The organism is Williamsia sp. R60, assembly GCF_054063855.1.
Genome location: NZ_JBSSGR010000003.1, coordinates 982,190 through 1,001,021 on the forward strand (window position 1 = coordinate 982,190; position 18,832 = coordinate 1,001,021).

Annotated in this window: 18 protein-coding genes; 12 read left to right on the forward strand and 6 right to left on the reverse strand. The window is 65.0% G+C overall.

Features of this window, described 5'->3' with window-relative positions:
* Positions 1-75: 75 nt before the first annotated feature.
* Positions 76-1,086, forward strand: coding sequence for a DUF2889 domain-containing protein (locus ACVWY6_RS18065; protein WP_457539863.1), 1,011 nt, complete (start codon positions 76-78; stop codon positions 1,084-1,086).
* A gap of 6 nt (positions 1,087-1,092) precedes the next feature.
* On the opposite strand, the gene ACVWY6_RS18070 is transcribed toward ACVWY6_RS18065, so the two are convergent.
* Entirely contained in the window at positions 1,093-1,767 is a 675-nt protein-coding gene (locus ACVWY6_RS18070) for a TetR/AcrR family transcriptional regulator (RefSeq protein ID WP_457539865.1), read from the reverse strand.
* 202 nt (positions 1,768-1,969) lie between these two features.
* On the opposite strand from ACVWY6_RS18070, the gene ACVWY6_RS18075 reads away from it, so the two are divergent.
* The 7 genes from ACVWY6_RS18075 (at position 1,970) to ACVWY6_RS18105 (ending at position 9,298) form a co-directional block, all read left to right on the forward strand.
* On the forward strand, positions 1,970-3,109 hold the full coding sequence (locus ACVWY6_RS18075; protein ID WP_457539867.1) for an amidohydrolase family protein: 1,140 nt from the start codon (positions 1,970-1,972) through the stop codon (positions 3,107-3,109).
* 3 nt (positions 3,110-3,112) lie between these two features.
* On the forward strand, positions 3,113-4,336 hold the full coding sequence (locus ACVWY6_RS18080; protein WP_457539869.1) for a thiolase C-terminal domain-containing protein: 1,224 nt from the start codon (positions 3,113-3,115) through the stop codon (positions 4,334-4,336).
* The gene (locus ACVWY6_RS18085; protein ID WP_457539871.1) at positions 4,333-4,755 is read left to right on the forward strand and encodes a Zn-ribbon domain-containing OB-fold protein; all 423 of its coding nucleotides are present in this window, start codon (positions 4,333-4,335) and stop codon (positions 4,753-4,755) included. Before ACVWY6_RS18080 ends, ACVWY6_RS18085 begins: the two co-directional genes overlap by 4 nt.
* 36 nt (positions 4,756-4,791) lie before the next feature.
* On the forward strand, positions 4,792-5,010 hold the full coding sequence (locus tag ACVWY6_RS18090; RefSeq protein WP_457539873.1) for a hypothetical protein: 219 nt from the start codon (positions 4,792-4,794) through the stop codon (positions 5,008-5,010).
* Complete coding sequence (locus ACVWY6_RS18095) at positions 5,007-5,651, forward strand: hotdog domain-containing protein (RefSeq protein ID WP_457539875.1); 645 nt, start codon at positions 5,007-5,009, stop codon at positions 5,649-5,651. Before ACVWY6_RS18090 ends, ACVWY6_RS18095 begins: the two co-directional genes overlap by 4 nt.
* Positions 5,652-5,728: 77 nt before the next feature.
* The gene (locus ACVWY6_RS18100; protein ID WP_457539877.1) at positions 5,729-6,898 is read left to right on the forward strand and encodes a thiolase family protein; all 1,170 of its coding nucleotides are present in this window, start codon (positions 5,729-5,731) and stop codon (positions 6,896-6,898) included.
* A gap of 198 nt (positions 6,899-7,096) precedes the next feature.
* Complete coding sequence (locus ACVWY6_RS18105; RefSeq protein WP_457539879.1) at positions 7,097-9,298, forward strand: molybdopterin-containing oxidoreductase family protein; 2,202 nt, start codon at positions 7,097-7,099, stop codon at positions 9,296-9,298.
* A 196-nt stretch (positions 9,299-9,494) separates the two neighbouring features.
* Here the strand turns inward: ACVWY6_RS18105 and ACVWY6_RS18110 are convergent, their stop codons facing one another.
* Positions 9,495-10,256 (reverse strand): SDR family NAD(P)-dependent oxidoreductase, encoded by a 762-nt coding sequence (locus ACVWY6_RS18110; RefSeq protein WP_457539881.1) that lies wholly within the window; start codon positions 10,254-10,256, stop codon positions 9,495-9,497.
* 60 nt (positions 10,257-10,316) lie between these two features.
* Positions 10,317-11,465 (reverse strand): acyl-CoA dehydrogenase family protein, encoded by a 1,149-nt coding sequence (locus tag ACVWY6_RS18115; RefSeq protein WP_457539883.1) that lies wholly within the window; start codon positions 11,463-11,465, stop codon positions 10,317-10,319.
* Positions 11,466-11,653: 188 nt separating this feature from the next.
* On the opposite strand from ACVWY6_RS18115, the gene ACVWY6_RS18120 reads away from it, so the two are divergent.
* The 4 genes from ACVWY6_RS18120 (at position 11,654) to ACVWY6_RS18135 (ending at position 15,888) form a co-directional block, all read left to right on the forward strand.
* A complete protein-coding gene (locus ACVWY6_RS18120; RefSeq protein ID WP_457539885.1) occupies positions 11,654-12,418 on the forward strand; it encodes a crotonase/enoyl-CoA hydratase family protein in 765 nt (254 codons plus the stop codon).
* Positions 12,418-13,914: a class I adenylate-forming enzyme family protein gene (locus tag ACVWY6_RS18125; RefSeq protein WP_457539887.1), complete on the forward strand. Its 1,497-nt coding sequence runs from the start codon at positions 12,418-12,420 to the stop codon at positions 13,912-13,914. The genes ACVWY6_RS18120 and ACVWY6_RS18125 overlap by 1 nt, the downstream gene beginning before the upstream one ends.
* Positions 13,915-14,057: 143 nt before the next feature.
* Positions 14,058-14,363, forward strand: coding sequence for a hypothetical protein (locus ACVWY6_RS18130; RefSeq protein ID WP_457539889.1), 306 nt, complete (start codon positions 14,058-14,060; stop codon positions 14,361-14,363).
* A gap of 10 nt (positions 14,364-14,373) precedes the next feature.
* Entirely contained in the window at positions 14,374-15,888 is a 1,515-nt protein-coding gene (locus tag ACVWY6_RS18135) for a class I adenylate-forming enzyme family protein (protein ID WP_457539891.1), read from the forward strand.
* A gap of 72 nt (positions 15,889-15,960) precedes the next feature.
* Here ACVWY6_RS18135 and ACVWY6_RS18140 read toward each other — a convergent pair whose 3' ends face one another.
* The 3 genes from ACVWY6_RS18140 to ACVWY6_RS18150 are packed head-to-tail and all read right to left on the reverse strand — an operon-like array spanning position 15,961 to position 18,827.
* Positions 15,961-16,977, reverse strand: a complete 1,017-nt coding sequence (locus tag ACVWY6_RS18140; protein ID WP_457539893.1) for an aldo/keto reductase — start codon at positions 16,975-16,977, stop codon at positions 15,961-15,963.
* Positions 16,974-17,822: an enoyl-CoA hydratase/isomerase family protein gene (locus ACVWY6_RS18145; RefSeq protein ID WP_457539895.1), complete on the reverse strand. Its 849-nt coding sequence runs from the start codon at positions 17,820-17,822 to the stop codon at positions 16,974-16,976. Before ACVWY6_RS18145 ends, ACVWY6_RS18140 begins: the two co-directional genes overlap by 4 nt.
* Before the next feature lie 3 nt (positions 17,823-17,825).
* Positions 17,826-18,827 (reverse strand): acyl-CoA dehydrogenase family protein, encoded by a 1,002-nt coding sequence (locus ACVWY6_RS18150; RefSeq protein WP_457539897.1) that lies wholly within the window; start codon positions 18,825-18,827, stop codon positions 17,826-17,828.
* Positions 18,828-18,832 lie beyond the last annotated feature (5 nt).

An 18,832-nucleotide genomic window follows, 5' to 3' on the forward strand; every position in this document is an offset into this window, starting at 1 on the left:
CGGGGCTAAAGCCTCAGGAGGTTTGGCTCCAAGGGGCCTGTTGGTCGTCAGTAACTGGCCGGTGTCGGCGAGATCATGAGCACTGACATCTCGTTAGAGGTTCGTGGCCCGGTCGACGCATCGCCTCCGCGGCGGCCCGGATCGGTGAGGCGCACCACCACCATCGACATGACCTGGCCCGGCGGTCTGGGTACGGAACTGTTGTTGCGTGGACGGGGGCGTGACCTGCGGACCACCTCTGACAGGGGCGATCGTGAGCCGGCGGAAGAAGTGCTCTCGGAGGAGACCATGGAGGTCGTGGTGGCTGCCGATCGAACAATCGCCACAATCGAGACGGCGCCGTCGTGGCCTGAACTCCAGGCTCTGGTGCGGGCTCCGAGCGGGAGTGGCTACCGCGCGGCACTCATGGAGGTGCTGCCGCCCTCCGAGATTGACGACGGGCCACTGCGTCTGCTCCTCGACGATCTTCCCGGCGCGACTCTGATCTCCGGCTTCGCGTTCGCGCAATGGATTTCGGCCGATCAGCTGCTCGCGTCGGTCAAGGGTCGGTCGGACGGGCCGGGTCGGAAGATGGAGGGCGTCTGTACCGGGTTCATGCCGGGTTCCAGCGGCCTGGCGCCCGACGGTAGTTCTCGATGGACACACCGTACGCAAGCGGTCAATGCTCTCGAGTCGAGTCCTGACCCGCTTGCGTGGCACAAGATCCGGAAGATCGATGAGGTGTCTATGCGTAGGGCGCGTCGCATGGATGTCTGGGTCGACGGAGGAACCATTCACGTCGATGCGATGTTCCAGGACTCCGCGACACGTCCTGACGGTGGCCGTGTTGCGGTGCACGAGTACACCCTCACTGCCACCGCAGACCGGGACACCGGCTTGCTTCGCTCGATCGATCCGGTACCCCGGGTGTTGCCGTATGCCGAGTGCCCGCTCGCCGTACGCAACGTTGCATCGCTGATCGGGACTCCGGTCACCAAACTGCGGGCCGTCGTGCTCGACCGCCTCAAGGGCGTTGCCGGTTGCACGCACCTCAATGACGCCATGCGCGCCATGGCCGACCTTCCGCGGCTCGCAGCGCTGATCTGATCTGTCTTACAAGAGGGCGAGCGTCTCATCCGAGACCGGGGCGGCCAGCAGGGCGGCCCAGCCGTCGACGTAGTTGTGCAAAAGCGCCTCGCTGATCTCGTGGTGGCTACGGGCGTGCTCGCCGAGCAGATTGAGCACACTGTTGTAGAGCTGGAAAGCGCGTCCGCGCCTGATTCGCTGCGGCAAGGTGCTCAGGGCCTCGTCGACGACTTCCTCGACAGCAGCGGAGCCCCACGCTTGGACGTCGTCGGGCCAGAAGTCTGCGTATGCGCGCGGGTTCTCGCTCAACCGAGCGAGGAACGGTACGAACATCTCGCCGGCCCGGATGCTGCCGATCAGCGGGCGGACGATGAGCCACACCACAGCACGCGGATCGATCAACTGCCCCGCGTCGCGCATCGCGGCCAGCGCAGTGAGTCGATGCTTGTCGAGTTCAGCGTGGCGATGACGGATCAGGGCGTGCACGAGGCCGGTCTTGGAACCGAAGTGGTACGTGATGACCGATGAGTTCGATTGGCCCGCCGCGTGCTGGATTTCTCGTAAGGTCACGCCCTCGATGCCCCGCACTGCGAACAGTTGCTCGGCAGTTTCCATCAACAGGACCCGCGTCGACTCGCCGGCCGCGTGTTTGCGCTTGTGGGTGCGCAGCTCGCGCTCGCTTTCGGGGGCGTCGGTGTCCATGCGCCTTCTCCTGCAGATCTGGTTGCGGTGCGTCCAACTTTTTAATGACTATCTCTGAAATCGCACGTACTGTCGAACGCGAGCAAACCTAATCATCAGATCTTAGAAACACTGGACAGTTGAATCAGTTAATGGAATGCTCTAATTGACAGCGGACACTTCGAGGCGCGCAGGTCGCGACCTCCCACGTTTGGAGACACCCATGAACAACAAAATCTGGACGAACTCCGGAGACTCGCACTTCCTCGAGCCCGAAGATGTGTGGGAGTCGCGCCTTCCCAAGGCGATGGCTGATCTCACGCCCAAGTCGCAGAAAGACCCCGACGGCGAGTACGAGACGGTCACTGTCGACGGTCAGACCTTCCGGCGGAAGCTGCCGAACTCGGCGGTGGTGCAATTCACCGAGGAGAGCCACAAGCCGCAGGGTGTGCGCGACGCCAAGGCCCGCCTCGGAGACCTGGACAAAGAAGGCGTCTGGGGCGAGGTCATCTTCCCGAGCCTCGGAATGTGGGCCTCCACGTTCCGCACCCCCGAACTGTTGAAGGCCTGCATGCGCGCCTCCAACGAGTACGCCCTCGAGGAGCTCGTGCCCGTCTCCAACCGCTACGTGGTGACAGGTCAGGTCTCCACCCTGCGCGTCGAGGATGCCGTCTCGGAGATCGAGTGGCTTGCCGAGCACGACTTCAAGAGCGTCTTCCTGCCAACCACCCCTCACCCGAGCGCACCGGACTGGCACCGCAATGACTGGGAACCGTTCTGGGATGCGTGCGCGGCGTCCAACATCATCCCGGCCTTCCACATCGGGACCGACCCGGTCGACATGACCGCAGGTGGCGCGGGCTTGGTTTACCGCGGGCCAGGTGGTGCGGTCATGAACTACACCGAGACCACTTTCTCGGGCCAGCGCGCCGCGATGAAACTCGTCGCCTCGGGCGTCCTGGATCGTCGCCCCAACCTGAAGATCCTCATTTCCGAGGGTGGTGCCACCTGGATCCCCTTCCTCGGCGACCGTCTGCTCGAGGGCTACCGCCAGCACCACATGGCCGTCCGCCCCAAGCTTGACCGTGACCCGAAAGAAATTCTGATGTCGCAGGTCTACGCCTCCTTCCAGCACGACGAGACAGCTGTCGCGGCGCACGACGCGATGGGCTACAAGAACGTCATGTTCGGCTCGGATTACCCCCATATGGAGGGCACCTTCGGCCACACGCAGAAGACGCTGCAGGGCCTCTTCGCCGACGCCTCCCCCGAGACCACGCTGCGCATCACGCAGGGCGCGTTCTACGAGCTCTTCCCCCACGTGCCCCCGGTACCGACCAGCACCGACGTGATCCAGGGCTGACGGGTGACGTCTTCGACCCCGGACGGGGGCCTGCGCGACGTCGCCGTCGTCGGCGTCGGGCGCACCGAGTACTACAAGCGGGGCGAGTCCTGGCCGCGCACAACCACGCAGATGGCGTGCGAGGCGATCCTCAACGCGTGCGACGACGCGGGCATCTCCGTCAAGCAGATAGACGGGTTCGCCTACTACTCCGGTGCCAGCGCCGGGTACGTCGACAAGATGGACACGGCCGATTTCATGGAGACCCTCGGAATCCCTGAGGTGACCTTCACGGCCGCTCTGACCAGTGGGGGAGGAGGTTCGGCCGGTTCGATCGGCCTGGCTCGCGCCGCCATCGTCGCCGGTGACGCGACGTACGTCGTATCGCTCATGTCGCTGCAACAGAGCAAGGCCCGCCTGGGCACGGTGTTCTCACAGGTCGCGCTCAATCCGACCAACTCGTTCCTGCAGCCCTCTGGGCTGGCGGGACCGGGCCACCTGATGTCGCTGTTGGCGCGTCGTCACATGCACCTGTATGGCACACGCCGCGAGGCGTTCGCCGAGGTTGCGATCTCGCAGCGCGAGAACGCGATGAACCGTCCGGATGCGCTGATGAAGAAGCCGCTCACGAGCGAAGACTATTTCAGCGCCCGGATGATCGCCGAGCCACTGTGTCTGTTCGACTTCTGTCAGGAGACCGACGGGGCCGTCGCGGTGATCACCACGTCGATCGAACGCGCTCGGGATCTCAAGCAGAAGCCTGTGCCGGTCGTTGCCGCCGCCCACGGTGGTGTCAGGGAGTGGGGCCGCGCGTTTGCGTGGATGGGAATGCCGGACGAGTACTTCGCCTCCTCAGGCAACAAGCCGATCGCCAGGCGACTCTATGAACAGTCCGGTCTCACCGCCGACGATCTCGACGTTGCACTGCTCTACGACCACTTCACGCCGATGGTCGTGATGCAGCTCGAGGACTACGGATTCTGTGAAAAGGGTGAAGGCGGCGCATTTGTCGAGTCCGGAGCAATCCGCTACTCGGCGCAGAAGAAGCCCGGGCAGATCCCGGTCAACACTCATGGCGGCAACTTGTCAGAGGCCTACATCATCGGCATGACGCACATCGTCGAGGGCGTGGAGCAGATGCGCGGCACCGCGATCAACCAGGTCGAGAACGCCGAGCATGCGCTCGTCACCGGAGGTCCCGCCAGTCTCCCGGTCTCGGGCCTGATCCTTGGAAGGGACGACCGATGACGGTTTCCACCGCACTGCCCGGTGACATGGTGCGCATCACGACCAACCCGATCACAGAGGGGTTTTGGCTGGCCGCCAAAGAGCGTCGTCTGGTCGCTCCGAGGTGCACGTACTGTGAGACCTTCCGGCTGCCTCCGACGCCGTATTGTCCCGAGTGTCAGTCCGAGGGTGTCGAGTTCGTCGAGCTGAGCGGCCGCGCGGAGGTCTACAGCTTCGCGGTCGTCCACGGTTTTCCGGGACTGCCGGACATCACCCTTGTCCCGACTGTCGTGGACCTCCCCGACGCGCCTGGGGCCAGGCTCGTCAGCAACTTGATCGGCATCGACCCCGCCGACGTCGAGATCGGCATGCAGCTGGTCGTCGACTTCCACCCGATCCAGGACGACTGGCTGCTGCCGGTCTTCCGGGTCGCCGATTGATCGACTTCTACCCACATCCACGAAAGGACGGACACCATGAGTGACCACGACGAAGACAACAGCCTGCACGAAAAGCCGCTGGAGTTCCTGCAGAGCATCGCGAACACCGGCGGTAGCTGCGACGGACAGGCGATCATCCCCAAGGACGGGCACTACGAGTGCTGGTGCTCTTGCGGCGAGTGGTCGGTCGAGGCGCCCACAACCGAGGACGGGCTGCACGCGGCTCGCATCCACACCGGCAGCATCCCGGCTTGAGCGAGTCGACGGGCGGTCACCCGGGGTTCGATGAAAGCGCTCGCCCTTGGCGCAGCAAGACGCTGCCTGGGGGCGAGGGCTCGTACGGTCCCGCCTGGGCGGAGCTGACCGACGCCCTCGCTGATTTCCTCGACCGCCTCGCGGCGGCCGCTCCCGATGAGGCGATGGTCCGGTCGCTGACCGGCGAGCTGGCTGCCTGGGCAGACAAGCTCGAGCCGCACGCTGTTGTAGAGCGGGAGAGGGTCTTCGGTCGCCGGACGGACCTGGCCGGCCGCGGGCAGACAATGTCACCCAAGGTGGTGGTGACCGCCAGCACGCCCGACACCGTGGAGGCCACGGTCCGCTTCGGCGACTACTTCCTGGGCGGCAACGGGGCGGCGCACGGTGGTGCGGTGCCGCTGATGTTCGACGAGGTGCTCGGCCGGTTGGCCAACTCCGCCGGCCGCCCCGCGCAGCGAACTGCCTTCCTGCACACCGACTATCGGTCGATCACTCCGATCGGCAAAGAGCTGTCGATCAGGGGCTGGGTGGAGCGTGAGGAGGGGCGTAAGCGGTACCTGCGTGCGACGCTCCACCAGGGTGACGTGCTGTGCGCTGAGGCCGAGGGCCTGTTCGTCGCGCTGAAGCCAGGGCAGCCCTGAGGGATTGGGAAATCGCACCCCATACGGCTAGATGATTTTTCCGAATCTTAAATGTTTTCTTCCATGTTAGGAGCCTCATGACCGAAGCAGTGATCGTCAGCGCTGTCCGTACTCCGATTGGTGTGGCGTACAAGGGCACGCTCCGCGACACACCGGCTGAAGAACTTGCCGCACTCGTCGTATCCGAGGCACTGGCTCGGTCAGGGGTTCCCGCCGAGAGCGTCGATGACGTGATCCTCGCCGAGGCGCTCTACGGAGGCGGAGACACGGCTCGTTACGCGGCCCATGCCGCGGGACTCCAGCATGTTCCCGGGCAGTCGGTCAATCGGCACTGTGCCGGTGGCCTCACCGCAATCGGGAACGCCGCGGCGAGCATCAGAGCGGGCATGGATCGGGCGATCATTGCCGGTGGCGTGCAGTCCAATTCGATGGCGCCGCAGACCGGATGGCGGGAGGCGGGTTCCAGCGACTACACGGTGGGACTGAGGCCGACGTTCCCTCACACCGACGATGCCAACGACGACGTCACGCTCACCACGGGATGGAATGTGGCGCAGGAGGTCGGTATCTCCCGAGAAGAGATGGACGCGTGGGCTCTGCGCTCGAACCAGCGTGCGGTTGCAGCGATCGACGCCGGCACGTTCGACGATGAGATCGTGCCGGTCAAGGTGACTCAGGCGGATGGCTCAGTTCTCGATTTCGCAGTCGACGAGCAGCCCCGCCGCGCCACCTCGGCCGAGAAGCTGGCCAGTCTCAAGGGCCTGCACCCGGAGATCGACGGGTTCTCGATCACCGCCGGTAACGCGTCGGGTGTCAACGATGCAGGCGCCGCAGTGATGGTCGTCAGCCAAGAATTCGCCGACGAGCATGGCCTGACTCCGCTTGCCAGGGTCGTGGCGTGGGCGGCGATTGGTGTAGATCCGCGGCTGACCGGTTTGGCAGGAGTCTCGGTGATCCCTCGAGTGCTCGAGCGAGCCGGCTTGGCGATTGACGACGTCGATCTGTGGGAGATCAACGAAGCCTTCGCGGCCGTTCCAGTCGCGGCCTGCAAGCTGCTGGGCCTCGACGAGGCCAAAGTCAACATTCACGGCAGCGGTTGCAGCCTTGGTCACCCGGTGGGGGCGTCCGGTGCTCGGATGGTGACGACTCTGGTCCATGAGCTCAAGCGCCGTGGCGGGGGTGTTGCCGTCGCTGCCATGTGTGCAGGCGGCGGTCAGGGTGGCGCGGTGGTCATCGAGGTCTTGTGACCGCCAGCTGACGAGGTGGTCCGCGACGATCGTTGCGGCGCAGTGATCCTGGGATGCTCGGCTGGTTTCCTTGCGTAAACCTAGCAGTCGGCCCGGCCTATATGAGTACACTCATACGCAAAGCGATACTGCGACACTGGAACTGATCTAGGCGGCAACGGTTCTTACTGTGCGCCAACGGAAGTGAGAAGGTTCGGCATGACGACCATACGACCGTCCTTTTGCCGAGTGTGCTCGAATTACTGCCCGATTCTCGTAGAGATCGAGGACGAGCGACCCGTCAACGTCCGCGCGGACCTCGATGGCATCACTCACAATGGCTACACGTGCGTGAAGGGCCGCTCTTTCGCGGACATGATCACCAGTGACAGCCGCCTCTTGCACTCGATGAAACGAAGCGCCGACGGCACGCACGCGGCAATCGGGTCGAGCGAGGCGTTCGATGAAATCGCGCAACATCTCCGGCGCATAGTCGACCGGTACGGCCCCCGCGCAGTGGCGCTCTACTCCGGAACGAAGGGCCAACAGAACGCCCTCAGTCACCCGATGGCAACGGCGTTCATGCGAGCCCTTGGCTCGCCGATGATCTTCACGTCGAACACGATCGATCAGCCTGGCAAGCCAATCGCCCGTGCCTTGCACGGAACATGGATGGCGCCGCCCCAGGCTTACGACAACCCGGATGTGGTGCTCTTTGTCGGAATCAATCCGCTCGTCACGTATTCGGGTGCGCCCAGCGGCAATCCGAATACGTACCTGAAGGATCTGCGCAGCCGCGGAGCGAGAGTCATCGTGATTGATCCGCGCCGAACCGGGGTGGCAAAACAGGCAACTCAATTCATCCAGCCGACGCCCGGACAGGACATCGGGTTACTTGCGGCCATGATTCGGGTGATCCTCGACGAGGAATTGTTCGACAAGACGTTCGTGGAGGAGAACGTCCAAGGTCTGGACTCGCTACGCGAAAGGGTACAACCGTTCTCGCCCGAAAGGGTCGCTGCCCGAGCGGGAATCACCGCCGCCGAAATTCGGCGCGCCGCACGCACCTTCGCTACGGCTGGACGCGGATACGCGGTAGCCGGCACCGGCCCCAGTATGGGTACCGCCCAGAGCACGCTTGTCGAATACCTGGTCCTCACCTTGGACACTCTCTGCGGGCACTATCTTCGGGCCGGCGAGACGGTCCGCAATCCTGGGACGCTCATCCCAACACTGCCCGCCATCGCGCAGGCGTCTCCAGCGAGGCCCAACCCCGTAGTCGGGGCACCAATGCGGGTGCGCGGCCTGGCCGGTACCCCTGCCGGGCTACCCACTGCCGCTCTTCCGGAAGAGATCCTGACTCCAGGGGAGGGGCAGATCAGAGCGCTGATTTGTCTTGGGGGCAACCCGGTATCGGCGTTCCCCGACCAACTCAAGACCATCGAAGCGATGAAGGCTCTCGATCTGCTCGTCACGCTGGACGTCGATATGTCCGCTACCTCGCAATTGGCGGATTACGTCATAGCCCCGACGATGAACCTCGAGGTGTCAGGCGTCAGCCTGCTGACCGACGCCATGCTGCTGTTCGCCACGGGGTACAAGGGCTTTGCCGACGCTGCCGCGCGGTATTCTCCTCCGGTCGTTGCACCGCCCGAGGGGGCTGATGTCGTCGAGGAGTGGGAGTTCTTCTACGAGGTTGCCCGCCGGCTCGGGCTCCCGATCAGCTTCAGCGGCGCTTTCTCCTTCAGCAAATCCGCACTACCTCCGGCCGAACTGGACATGGTCACCAAGCCGACCGCCGATGAGCTCTTGGAGATCCTGCTCGCCGGATCGCGGATCCCTCTGTCGGAGGTCAAGCGCCATCCGCACGGCGCGCTCTTCCCGCCCGATCCAGCCGTCGTGGTGCAGGAGAAGGAGCCGGGGTGGAATGGCCGGCTGGACGTCGGCAACGCCGACATGATGGCCGATCTCCAGGCCGCCGAAAAGGACGATCTGGCAGTTGTTCTTGCAGACGGGTTTCCGTTGCGGTTGATCTCCCGGCGCCTGAACCACGTCGTGAATTCGTCGCACAATGTGGACGCCACAAACCGCGGCAGGTTTTACAACTTCGCGTACATGAACCCAAAGGACATGGAATCGCTGGGGTTGTCCGACGGTGACGTGGCGGAAATCGAATCGGTCCGCGCAAGCATTTCTGCCGTTTTCGCTAGTGACGAAACTCTCCGTGAGGGCCTCATCTCGATGGCCCATTCCTTCGGCGGCCGGCCAGACCAGGACAGCCAGATGTTCGACATCGGGTCTCCGACCAATCGACTGCTCACCATCACCGATGTCTGGGAGCGCTACTCCGGGCAGCCCCTCATGTCCAACGTCCCGGTACGAGTTCTGGTGCCTGAGACGCGTCGATCAGCGCCGGCCTGAGGTGACTGCGTTGTCGGTGAGTCGCCGATGACGCGAGGACTCGGATAGGCAGTGGTCTGTCGGTGCCGCGCCATCGCTGCCGGTAGGAGGAAGGGTCTAAACACGCAAGCTCACCCCGGAGGGGTGAGCTTGCCTGCTTCAGTCGTCCGACCTACGCCAGTTCGAAATCGAACATCTGCGCAGCAAAACACGCAGCTCAGCGCGGGCCGAATCGCATTCCTGCATCGAGGCGCAGGCACTGACCGTTCAGCATGCCGTTCTCGGCGATCGCGACTGCGAGCTTTGCGTACTCGTCGGGGCGTCCCATGCGCTGGGGAAATGCGTTGCCGGCCACCAGCGGCGCAATGACATCTTCCGGCAGACCGGCGACTGCACCGGTGGCGAACAGACTGGGCGCGATGGCCAGCACACGGATGCCGTAACTACCGAGGTCACGGGCCATGGTGAGGGCCATCCCTGCAATGCCGGCTTTGGCGGCCGCGTAGGCGACCTGACCGATCTGCCCCTCGAAAGCTGCGATCGAGGCGGTGTTGATGATGACTCCCCGTTCACCGTCGGCGTCAGGCTCAGATTTGCTCATCGCGTCGGCCTGAAGGCGGTTGAGGTTGAATGTCGAGACCAAATTGAGGTTGACGACCTGCTCGAAGTCTGCGAGCGAGTGCGGTCCCTTCTTTCCCAGTGTCTTGGCTGCGATCCCGCCGCCGGCTGTGTTGACCGCGATGTGGAGGCCACCGAGATGTTCGACAGCCTCGGTCAAGACGCCCTCGATGCCGGTGTGGTCGGTGATATCGCCTGCGAAGAATGCACCGTCTACTGCTGTGGCAATCTCCTCACCGGCACCTCCCGGGCGATCAATGATCGCGACCCGTGCCCCGCGCTCCGCGAGCGCCTCGACAGATGCACGCCCCATGCCCGAGGCGCCCCCGACGACAATGGCGAGCTTGCCTTTGATGTTCATTCTGTTCTCCTGGTTCGTTGAAAAGTTTTGGAGCGACGACGGGGCCGGCAGGGGGCCCGGTCAGAAGCCCATGTCGCGACCGATGATGTCCTTCATGATTTCCGTGGTGCCGCCCAGGATCGTCGAGATGCGAACGTCCTGGTAAGCCTTCGCGACCGGGTACTCGAGCATGTAGCCATACCCGCCGTGCAGCTGCAGGCACTGGTCGACGACCTTCTTGTGCAGTTCGGTGCACCACCATTTGGCTTTCGCGGCGTCCGTGGCCGTCAGGGTCTCGTCGAGTACGCGGCGGATGCACTCATCGACGTAGATGCGGGCGATATCGAGCTCAGTGGCCATCTCGGCCAGCGTGAAACGGTTCGCCTGGAAGCTGCCGATGGCCTGGCCGAACGCCTCGCGCTCCTTGGCGTATGTCTTGGTCTGCTCGAACGTTCGCTCGGCGCCGGCGATCGCCGAGATCGCGATCGACAGTCGCTCCGAAGGCAAGTTCTCCATCAGGTGATAGAAACCGCGGCCCTCCGTACCGATCAGATTGTCGACGGGCACGCGGCAGTCCGCGAAGAACAGCTCGGCGGTGTCCTGAGCATGATGGCCCATCTTGTTGAGCTTCTGACCCCGCTCGAAGCCGACGGTGTCGCGTTCGACCATGATCAGTGAGAAGCCCTTGTGGCCGGCCTCAGGATCGGTTCGGCACACTACGATCACGGCGTCGGAGATGATGCCGTTGGAGATGAAGGTCTTCTGCCCGTTGATGACCCACTCGTCGCCGTCGCGGACTGCGGAGGTCCGGATACCGGCCAGGTCGCTGCCCGCCCGCGGCTCACTCATCGCGATCGCGAAGGAGAGGTCACCGGCGGCCAGTGGCGTGAGCCAGCGCTGTCGCTGCGCCTCGGTGGTGAGGCGCAGCAGATACGGCGCGACGATGTCGTTGTGCAGCGTCAAGGCCGGTCCGGTGAGTCCGGAGACGGCGAGCTCTTCGGCGACGATCGCGTTGTACCGGAAGTCGTCGACACCCAACCCGCCGTACTCCTCGGGAACAGAGAAACCGAGCACTCCGGCGGTCGCTGCGGCCTTGTACACCGAGGGATCGATCTGTCCGTTGCGCTCCCACTCGTCGTGGTACGGAGCCACCTCGCGAGCGATGAAGTTCTTCACGAGAGCGCGAAAATCCTCGTGCTCGGCGGTGAACACGGTGCGTGTCGCAGTCATCTGGGATCCCTTCAGGAAGTGTTACCGAGAGTTTAATCAGTAAACTCATTTAATGCTACTGTCTCTGCCATAGATGCTGACAAGCATCGGCAATTGGCCGGTCTCGGGCCGGGGTCGGCGAGCCGGGAATCCGTGAGTCAGCAATCAATCGACTAACCAGTGACAGCAGACAAGGACAAGGGGTTCAGATGTCAGACGAGGTGCTGGTGGAGCGTCGTGACGGCGTCCAGATCATCACGATCAACCGACCCCAGGCGAAGAACGCCCTCAACGGCGCGGTCGCGGTGGGCATTGCCGCCGCTGTCGACGAGCTGGACGCCGACGACGAGCTTCGGGTGGGCATCCTCACCGGCGCGGGCGGTACGTTCTGCGCCGGCATGGACCTCAAGGCCTTCCTGCTCGGCGAGAGTCCGACTGTCGAGGGCCGCGGTCTGGGCGGTATCACCACCCGCCCTCCCCGCAAACCGCTCATCGGTGCTGTCGAGGGCTGGGCCGTGGCCGGTGGCTTCGAGCTGCTGCTGGCGTGCGATATGGTCGTCGCCGCGGCGACGGCCAAACTAGGCGTCCCCGAGGTCAAGCGGGCTCTGGTCGCCGGCGCCGGCGCCGCAATGCTGCTGCCGCAGCGCATCCCGCAGGCCATCGCACTCGAGCTGCTGCTGACCGGTGACCCCATAACCGCCGAGCGCGCCGCAGCCCTGGGACTTGTCAACCGCATCACCACCGACGGTGGCGCCCTTGACGGGGCCTTGGAGCTCGCTGCCACGATCACCGCCAATGGTCCGCTGGCGGTCGCCGTGACCAAACAGATCGCCCGTGAGTCGTCGGACTGGACGACAGAGGAGGGATGGGCGAAGCAGGCCGCGATCATGGAACCGGTCTTCACCTCCGAAGACGCCCGAGAGGGCGCAACCGCCTTCGCCGAGAAGCGCCCGCCGGTCTGGAAAGGTCGATGATGAGCGCCCGCGACCGGTTCCGGCAGCTGCTGGATGAGGCACCCGGCGACGTCGACGCCATCGAGTTCAACGACGAGTGGATCACGTGGAACTCGCTCCAGCAGGTCGACCGCGACCTCGAGCGTGAGCTGGGCTCCCGCGGCCTGGGCAAGGACGCGCGGGTCGGCGTGATCCTCGAGAACACCCCGGAGCACGTGGCCACCCTGGTGTCGCTGATCAGCAGCGGACGTTGCGTCGTGACCCTGAGTCCGCTACAGCCCCCGCAGCGGCTCGCCGCCGACCTGACCGCGGCCGAGGTGCCGGCCCTCGTCGGGTCGTCCGAGGCGCTGGCGCGTGCAGGTGTGCGGCAGGCCGCGGGCGACGCGATCGTCCTCGAGGTGTCCTCTGGCGGGGCCCGGCTCACGTCCGATGCCCAGCGTGGGCCTCGGCCCACCGATACGTCGCCGGGCATCGTCGTAGAAATGCTGACCTCCGGCACCACAGGACCGCCCAAGCGGGTTCGTCTGAGTGAGCGGCAGTTCGACACGGCGCTGACCGGGAGCGTGCCCAATCCGCCGGAGGGGACTCTGTTCCGCAGCGGTGTCTCGCTCGTCGTCTCCCCGCTGGTGCACATCGGCGGATTCTGGGGTGCGGTGGGTCCAATCTTTGCCGGACGCCGCATCTCCCTCATGTCCAAGTTCTCAGTGGACGCCTGGGTCCGCGCGGTCGTCCGCCATCAGCTCCGGGCCTGCGGCCTCGTGCCGGCGGCGTTGCGCTCGATACTGAGCGCGCAGGTCCCCGCTGGGCAGCTGTCGAGCCTTCAGGTCATCACAACCGGCACGGCGTACTGCCCGCCGGAGCTGATCGACGAGATGTTCAAGGTGTACGGAATCCGGGTGCTGCCGACTTACGGCGCGACCGAGTTCGCCGGTGCCGTGGCGATGTGGACGTATCCGTTGCACGAAAAGTATTGGGCCACCAAGGCAGGCAGTGCCGGACGCGCCTTGCCGGGCGTCAGCCTGCGCGTCACCGATGCGGACGGCGTGGAGCTGCCGACCGGTGAACAAGGTCATCTGGAGATTCGCTCCAAGCAGACGCCGGTGGGAGAGCACGAGTGGCTCCGCACCAGCGATTTGGCGGCCATCGACGAGCAGGGCTTCCTGTGGATCCGCGGGCGCGCTGACGACGCGATAGTCCGCGGCGGCTTCAAGGTGCACCCCGATCACGTCCGCTCCGTCATCGAGAAGCATCCGTCGGTCCGTGAGGCCGCGGTCGCGCCCAAGGCCGACGAGCGACTGGGGCAGGTCCCGGTTGCCGGGGTCGAGCTGGAGCCCGGGATGCCCGTGCCGGATGAGGCCGAGCTACGCGATTTCTGCCGCGAGACGCTCACTCCGTACGAGGTTCCGGTCAACATCGTGATCTTGAGTGAGCTGCCCCGCACGCCCTCGTCCAAGGTGAGCCGGGTCGACCTTCTGGAGCAGATCGAGGAGTCTCTACGGCAGAGGTTGACGGCTTGACCGTCGACCTCATCGACGGCCGCCGGCCTGCGCCCGAGCCGTGTCGAGACCTCGTCGAAATCGGTTTAATCATATAACGATTTATGCTAGTGTGACGGAGACCTCATCCGTTGCACTCGCAGAGACGTCAGCAGGAGAAAATCGTGAAAATCAGAGTCGGGCAGTCGCTCGTCAGCGCAGTCGACACCACCACTGTCATCGTCACCCGCGTTCCCGACGGCGATGTCGATCTCACGTGTGGCGGCGTGGCCATGTTTGCCAAGGGAGACACCGCCCCTGAAGCGGCGGCAGACCCTCAGCTGATGGGGGGAAGCCTCCTCGGCAAGCGCTACGTCGACGCCGATGACACGCTCGAGGTGCTGTGCACCAAGCCTGGAGAGGGCACTCTCGCCCTCAACGGCAAACCGCTGATGACTGCGGAGGCCAAAGGCCTCCCATCCTCGGACTGAGAGGCCCGCCGTGCGTCTGACAATGCTGCTCGACATGGCCGCCGACGGATTCGGCGACCGCGTGGTCGTTGGAACTCGCGCCGACGGGATCACTGCTCTGCAGATGCAGAGCCGTGCCGCCGCCGGTGCGGCGCTGGTGCGCGAGGCCAGAGCCGACGCGATCGTGTACATGGCGACAAACGGTCCGTCTTTCCCGGTCGCGATGTTCGCGGCGGCGCGCGCCGGTGTGCCGTTGGTGCCTATCAATTACCGGCTCGGCGTCGAGCAGCTCGCCCAGGTGCTGTCGAAGCACCCGAATGCCTACGGCATTGCCGACGGGCTCGCCGCCGACGCGCTGGCACGCTCCGGCATCCGCTCGATCACCACCACCGAGTGGCTCGGCGCGACCGCGGCCGGAGCCGAGCAGGGTGTTGAGATCGAGGAGTTGTACGGCGACGTCGAGGCGCCTGCGCTGGTGATCTATACCAGCGGGACCACGTCAGAGCCCAAGGGTGTCCTGCTGCGGCACGACAACCTGGTCTCCTACGTCCTCGGCTCGGTCGAGTTCATGGGTGCGACAGAGGACGATGCCGCGCTCGTGAGCGTCCCGCCGTACCACATCGCTGCGGTCGCCAATGTGATCTCGAATCTCTATGCCGGCCGCCGCACGATGGTGCTCGAGCAGTTCACGCCCGAGGAATGGCTCGACATCGTGAGGGCAGAGCAGGTGACCAACGCGTTGGTGGTGCCCACCATGCTCTCGCGCATCGTCGAGTGCGATGCCGACAAGGCCGTACCTTCGCTGCGCGGCCTCGCCTATGGCGGCGCGCCCATGCCGGCCGCCCTGATCGAGAAGGCCCTCGACGCTTGGCCCGAGGTCGGCTTCGTCAATGCCTACGGTCTCACCGAGACCAGCTCGACCGTGGCCGTCCTCGGTCCAGACGACCACCGCGCGGCCCTTGCCTCTGAAGATCCGCAGGTGCGTGCCCGACTGTCCTCCGTCGGCAAGGTGCTTCCCGGCATCGACCTGGAGATCCGCGACGTCGACGATTCGGTGCTCCCGCCCGGGGTGGCCGGCCGGATCTGCGTCCGCGGCGACCAGGTCTCCGCCGAGTACGCCGGCATCGGCCGAGCCGTCGACGAGCGCGGCTTCTTCGACACTCGCGACAAGGGTTTCGTGGACGAGGAGGGCTATCTGTTCATCGGTGGCCGAGTCGACGACACGATCATCCGTGGCGGCGAGAACATCGCGCCCGCCGAGATCGAGGAAGTGATCCTGCGCCACCCCGACGTCATCGACGTCGCGGTCGTCGGCGTTCCCGACGAGGAGTGGGGCCAGCGGATCGAGGCTGCAGTCGTCGTGCGTAGCGGGTTCACAGTCGATGAGAACGATCTGCACGACTACGTCAAAGCGTCGCTGCGCTCCAGCAAGACGCCGAGCCGGTTCTTCTTCTGGCCCGAGCTGCCGCGCACGGAGACCGGCAAGTTGGTCCGTCGGAACGTGTTGGCGAAGGTACTCGAGGACGAGACGACAGTACCCGGCTGAATCTGTCTGCAAGGCTCATCAGGCCCCGTGACTGACCCGCCCGGGGTCAGTCACGGGGCCTCGTCGTTGTTTTCAGCGGCGCCGGTTGGCCGGCTTCAACGCCGGGTTGAGTGCGCCGCCATCAGACGGCTTCACGTTGCGGCCGGGCTCGACGATGGCGTCGATCGCGTCCAGGACCTCGCTGGTCAAAACGAGGTCGGCGGCACCGAGCTGGGACTCGAGCTGTTGCAGCGTCCGCGGTCCGATGATCGCGCTGGTCACCGCCGGATGGCTGAGAGTGAAGGCCAACGCCATCTCGATCAGCGTCAACCCATGCTGCTCGGCCAAGGCGTACAACTGTTCCGCAGCAGCCTGCTTGGCGAGGTCTCCCGGCTCCGAACCGGTGGATCGGAGGAAGGTCGTGTCGCGGTGGGAGGGGGTGGGAGCCTGCCCGGGCCGGTACTTGCCCGACAAGAACCCACCGGCCAGCGGTCCCCACACCAGCACGCCCATGCCGTACCGGGCGGCGACCGGAAGCACATCGGCCTCGATCCCGCGGGTCAGCAACGAATAGGGCGGCTGCTCGGTGGTGAACCTGACCAGATTGCGGCGTTCGGCCGCCCACTGCGCCTCGACGACCTCGGCGGCCGAGAATGTCGAGCTGCCGACGTACAGCACCTTGCCGGCGCGCTGTAAGTCGTCGAGGGCCGAGAGCGTCTCCTCGATGTCGGTGCCCGGCGCCGGCCGGTGCATCTGGTAGAGATCGATGCGATCAGTACCGAGGCGCCGGAGGCTGTTCTCGACGGCCGTCACAATCCAGCGCCGCGAACCGCCACCCCGATTGCGTCCGCCCATGTCGAGGCGGAACTTGGTGGCCAGCACGACATCGTCGCGGTCGACGCCGACCAGCGCCTTCCCGAGCATCTCCTCGGACACACCGCGGGAGTAGACGTCGGCGGTGTCGATGAGGTTGATCCCGGCATCGAGCGCGCTCCGAACCATTGCGGTCGCGTCATCCTGGGTGGTGCGGCCGAGGTCGCCGAAGTTCATGGTGCCGAGGGCCAGGGTGCTGACCTGCACCCCGGTCCGGCCGAGCGCGCGGTGCTTCATGGAATCTCCGGGGTGTGGAAGGTTCCGTCCTGAGGCCAGTCCCGGTTGACCTGCGAACGCCACTGAGGGGCACGCTTCTGGAGGGCAGCGGTGCCGCCCTCGAGTGAATCAGGCCGACCCATCAGAATGCGATGTGCCTCGGACTCCATGTCGTCGATGAGTTCCATGTCCCCGTCGGCTGATGCCCACAGGATTCGTTTGCTCAAGGCCAACGACATGGGCGAGCACTCCTTCGCCATTTCTCGCGCCATGTCCAGGGCGGCCGGCAGCACTTCGACTGCAGGCAGGCTACGGCTCGCGACGCCGAGTTCCACGGCCTCGGTGCCGGCGAACAGGCGTCCGGTCAACAGCACTTCTGCGGCCTTGGCCATCCCGACCGCTTTGGTCATCGTCCAGTGCGATATCGCATCTGGGACCACGCCGCGTCTGACCTGCACGATTCCCCACTTTGCCTCGTCGGCGATGATCCGCAGGTCACAGTGCATCGCCAACGTCATGCCCAGTCCGATCGCGTGGCCGTTGATCGCCGCGATCACCGGCTTGCGGATCTGGAAAGCCAGGGGACGTGGCGGCGACGAGCGGTACTCGCTGTGGTCGCGGGGCGCCTGAAAGGCTCCGCCCTCACGCTGGAGGTTCGCGCCGGCACAGAATGCGCGACCAGTACCGGTCAACACGATGGTCTTGACCTCGTCGTCAGCATCGAGCTGTGCGTAAGTCTCGGAGAGCAATGCGATGGCTCGACCGTTGAGAGCGTTGAGCTGATGCGGACGATTGAGCGCCACCACGCCGACCCCGTCCTTCACTGTGACGAGGACGGGCCGATCCGCGGTCGGTTCAGCGGCCACGAGTCAGACTGGCCGTTCGCTCGGTGCGTCCAAGATCCCCTCGCGAAGTTCGGCGGCTGGTAGGCCGACCGTGCACCACACCTGCGTTCGCTTGAGGTACAGGGAGGCATCGTGCTCAGCCGTCAGACCGATGCCGCCGTGGTTCTGGATGTTGTCTCCGGCATTTCTGGTGGCATGGTCGCGGCCGATCGACAGCGCGGCCAGTCCGAGCAGGTGGGTATCGCTGCGAGTCTTGGCATCTGCCAAAGCTGCCAAGGTGACGATTTGCGTGGAGGCCTCAGCTCGAACCGCCATGTCGGCGCAACGGTGCTTGACCGCTTGAAAAGTCCCGATCGGGACGCCGAACTGCTCGCGCACCTTGGCGTAGGAGGCGCTCATGTCGCGTGTGGCCTCGGCGCTGCCTGACAGGATCGCGGCGAGAAGAATCGACACGTAGGCGTTCCCATCGAACTCGTCGGACGCAACCTGGACGAGAGGTTGACCAACTACTCGTAGATGTGCCGGCCGTGTCGCAGGGTCGACCCCGTTCTTGACTTCGACCACCTCGATTGCGGCGTCGTCGTAAATTGCGCTGACGCCGTCGGCCACGGCCCAGGTCGTCGCCTCTCCGAAGTCGAGGGTGCGGTACAGGTTGTCGCCGACACGTTCCAGGAGGCCGACTGGTCTGACCCCCGACAAGATCTCCTCGAGCAGGTCTCCGCTGTTGGCCGCGAGGGCCGTTTGGGCCGCGAGGGCTGTCCCGAGGAAGGGGCCGGGGACGAGGCCGCGGCCGAGCTCGCGAAAGATGAGCGTCTGTTCGGCCAGGCCGAGGCCTGCTCCTCCGTGGTCGTCGGGCACATCGAGCCCGAAGAACCCATTGCGCGCGGCCGACGACCAGAACACCTCGTCAGTCACTTTGTCTGAGGGAGACAGGCTGCGCAACCGCTCGGCAGGACCCGATTTCTCGATCATGTCCCGCGCTGTCTGAGCGATGGCTGTCTGTTCTTCGTCAGGAAGGAGGTCCACGGTGG

Coding starts and splice junctions, on each gene's coding strand:
- ACVWY6_RS18065 (WP_457539863.1), top strand. CDS start 76: ATGAGCACTGACATCTCGTTAGAGGTTCGTGGCCCGGTCGACGCATCG.
- ACVWY6_RS18070 (WP_457539865.1), bottom strand. CDS start 1,767: ATGGACACCGACGCCCCCGAAAGCGAGCGCGAGCTGCGCACCCACAAG.
- ACVWY6_RS18075 (WP_457539867.1), top strand. CDS start 1,970: ATGAACAACAAAATCTGGACGAACTCCGGAGACTCGCACTTCCTCGAG.
- ACVWY6_RS18085 (WP_457539871.1), top strand. CDS start 4,333: ATGACGGTTTCCACCGCACTGCCCGGTGACATGGTGCGCATCACGACC.
- ACVWY6_RS18090 (WP_457539873.1), top strand. CDS start 4,792: ATGAGTGACCACGACGAAGACAACAGCCTGCACGAAAAGCCGCTGGAG.
- ACVWY6_RS18100 (WP_457539877.1), top strand. CDS start 5,729: ATGACCGAAGCAGTGATCGTCAGCGCTGTCCGTACTCCGATTGGTGTG.
- ACVWY6_RS18105 (WP_457539879.1), top strand. CDS start 7,097: ATGACGACCATACGACCGTCCTTTTGCCGAGTGTGCTCGAATTACTGC.
- ACVWY6_RS18110 (WP_457539881.1), bottom strand. CDS start 10,256: ATGAACATCAAAGGCAAGCTCGCCATTGTCGTCGGGGGCGCCTCGGGC.
- ACVWY6_RS18115 (WP_457539883.1), bottom strand. CDS start 11,465: ATGACTGCGACACGCACCGTGTTCACCGCCGAGCACGAGGATTTTCGC.
- ACVWY6_RS18120 (WP_457539885.1), top strand. CDS start 11,654: ATGTCAGACGAGGTGCTGGTGGAGCGTCGTGACGGCGTCCAGATCATC.
- ACVWY6_RS18125 (WP_457539887.1), top strand. CDS start 12,418: ATGAGCGCCCGCGACCGGTTCCGGCAGCTGCTGGATGAGGCACCCGGC.
- ACVWY6_RS18140 (WP_457539893.1), bottom strand. CDS start 16,977: ATGAAGCACCGCGCGCTCGGCCGGACCGGGGTGCAGGTCAGCACCCTG.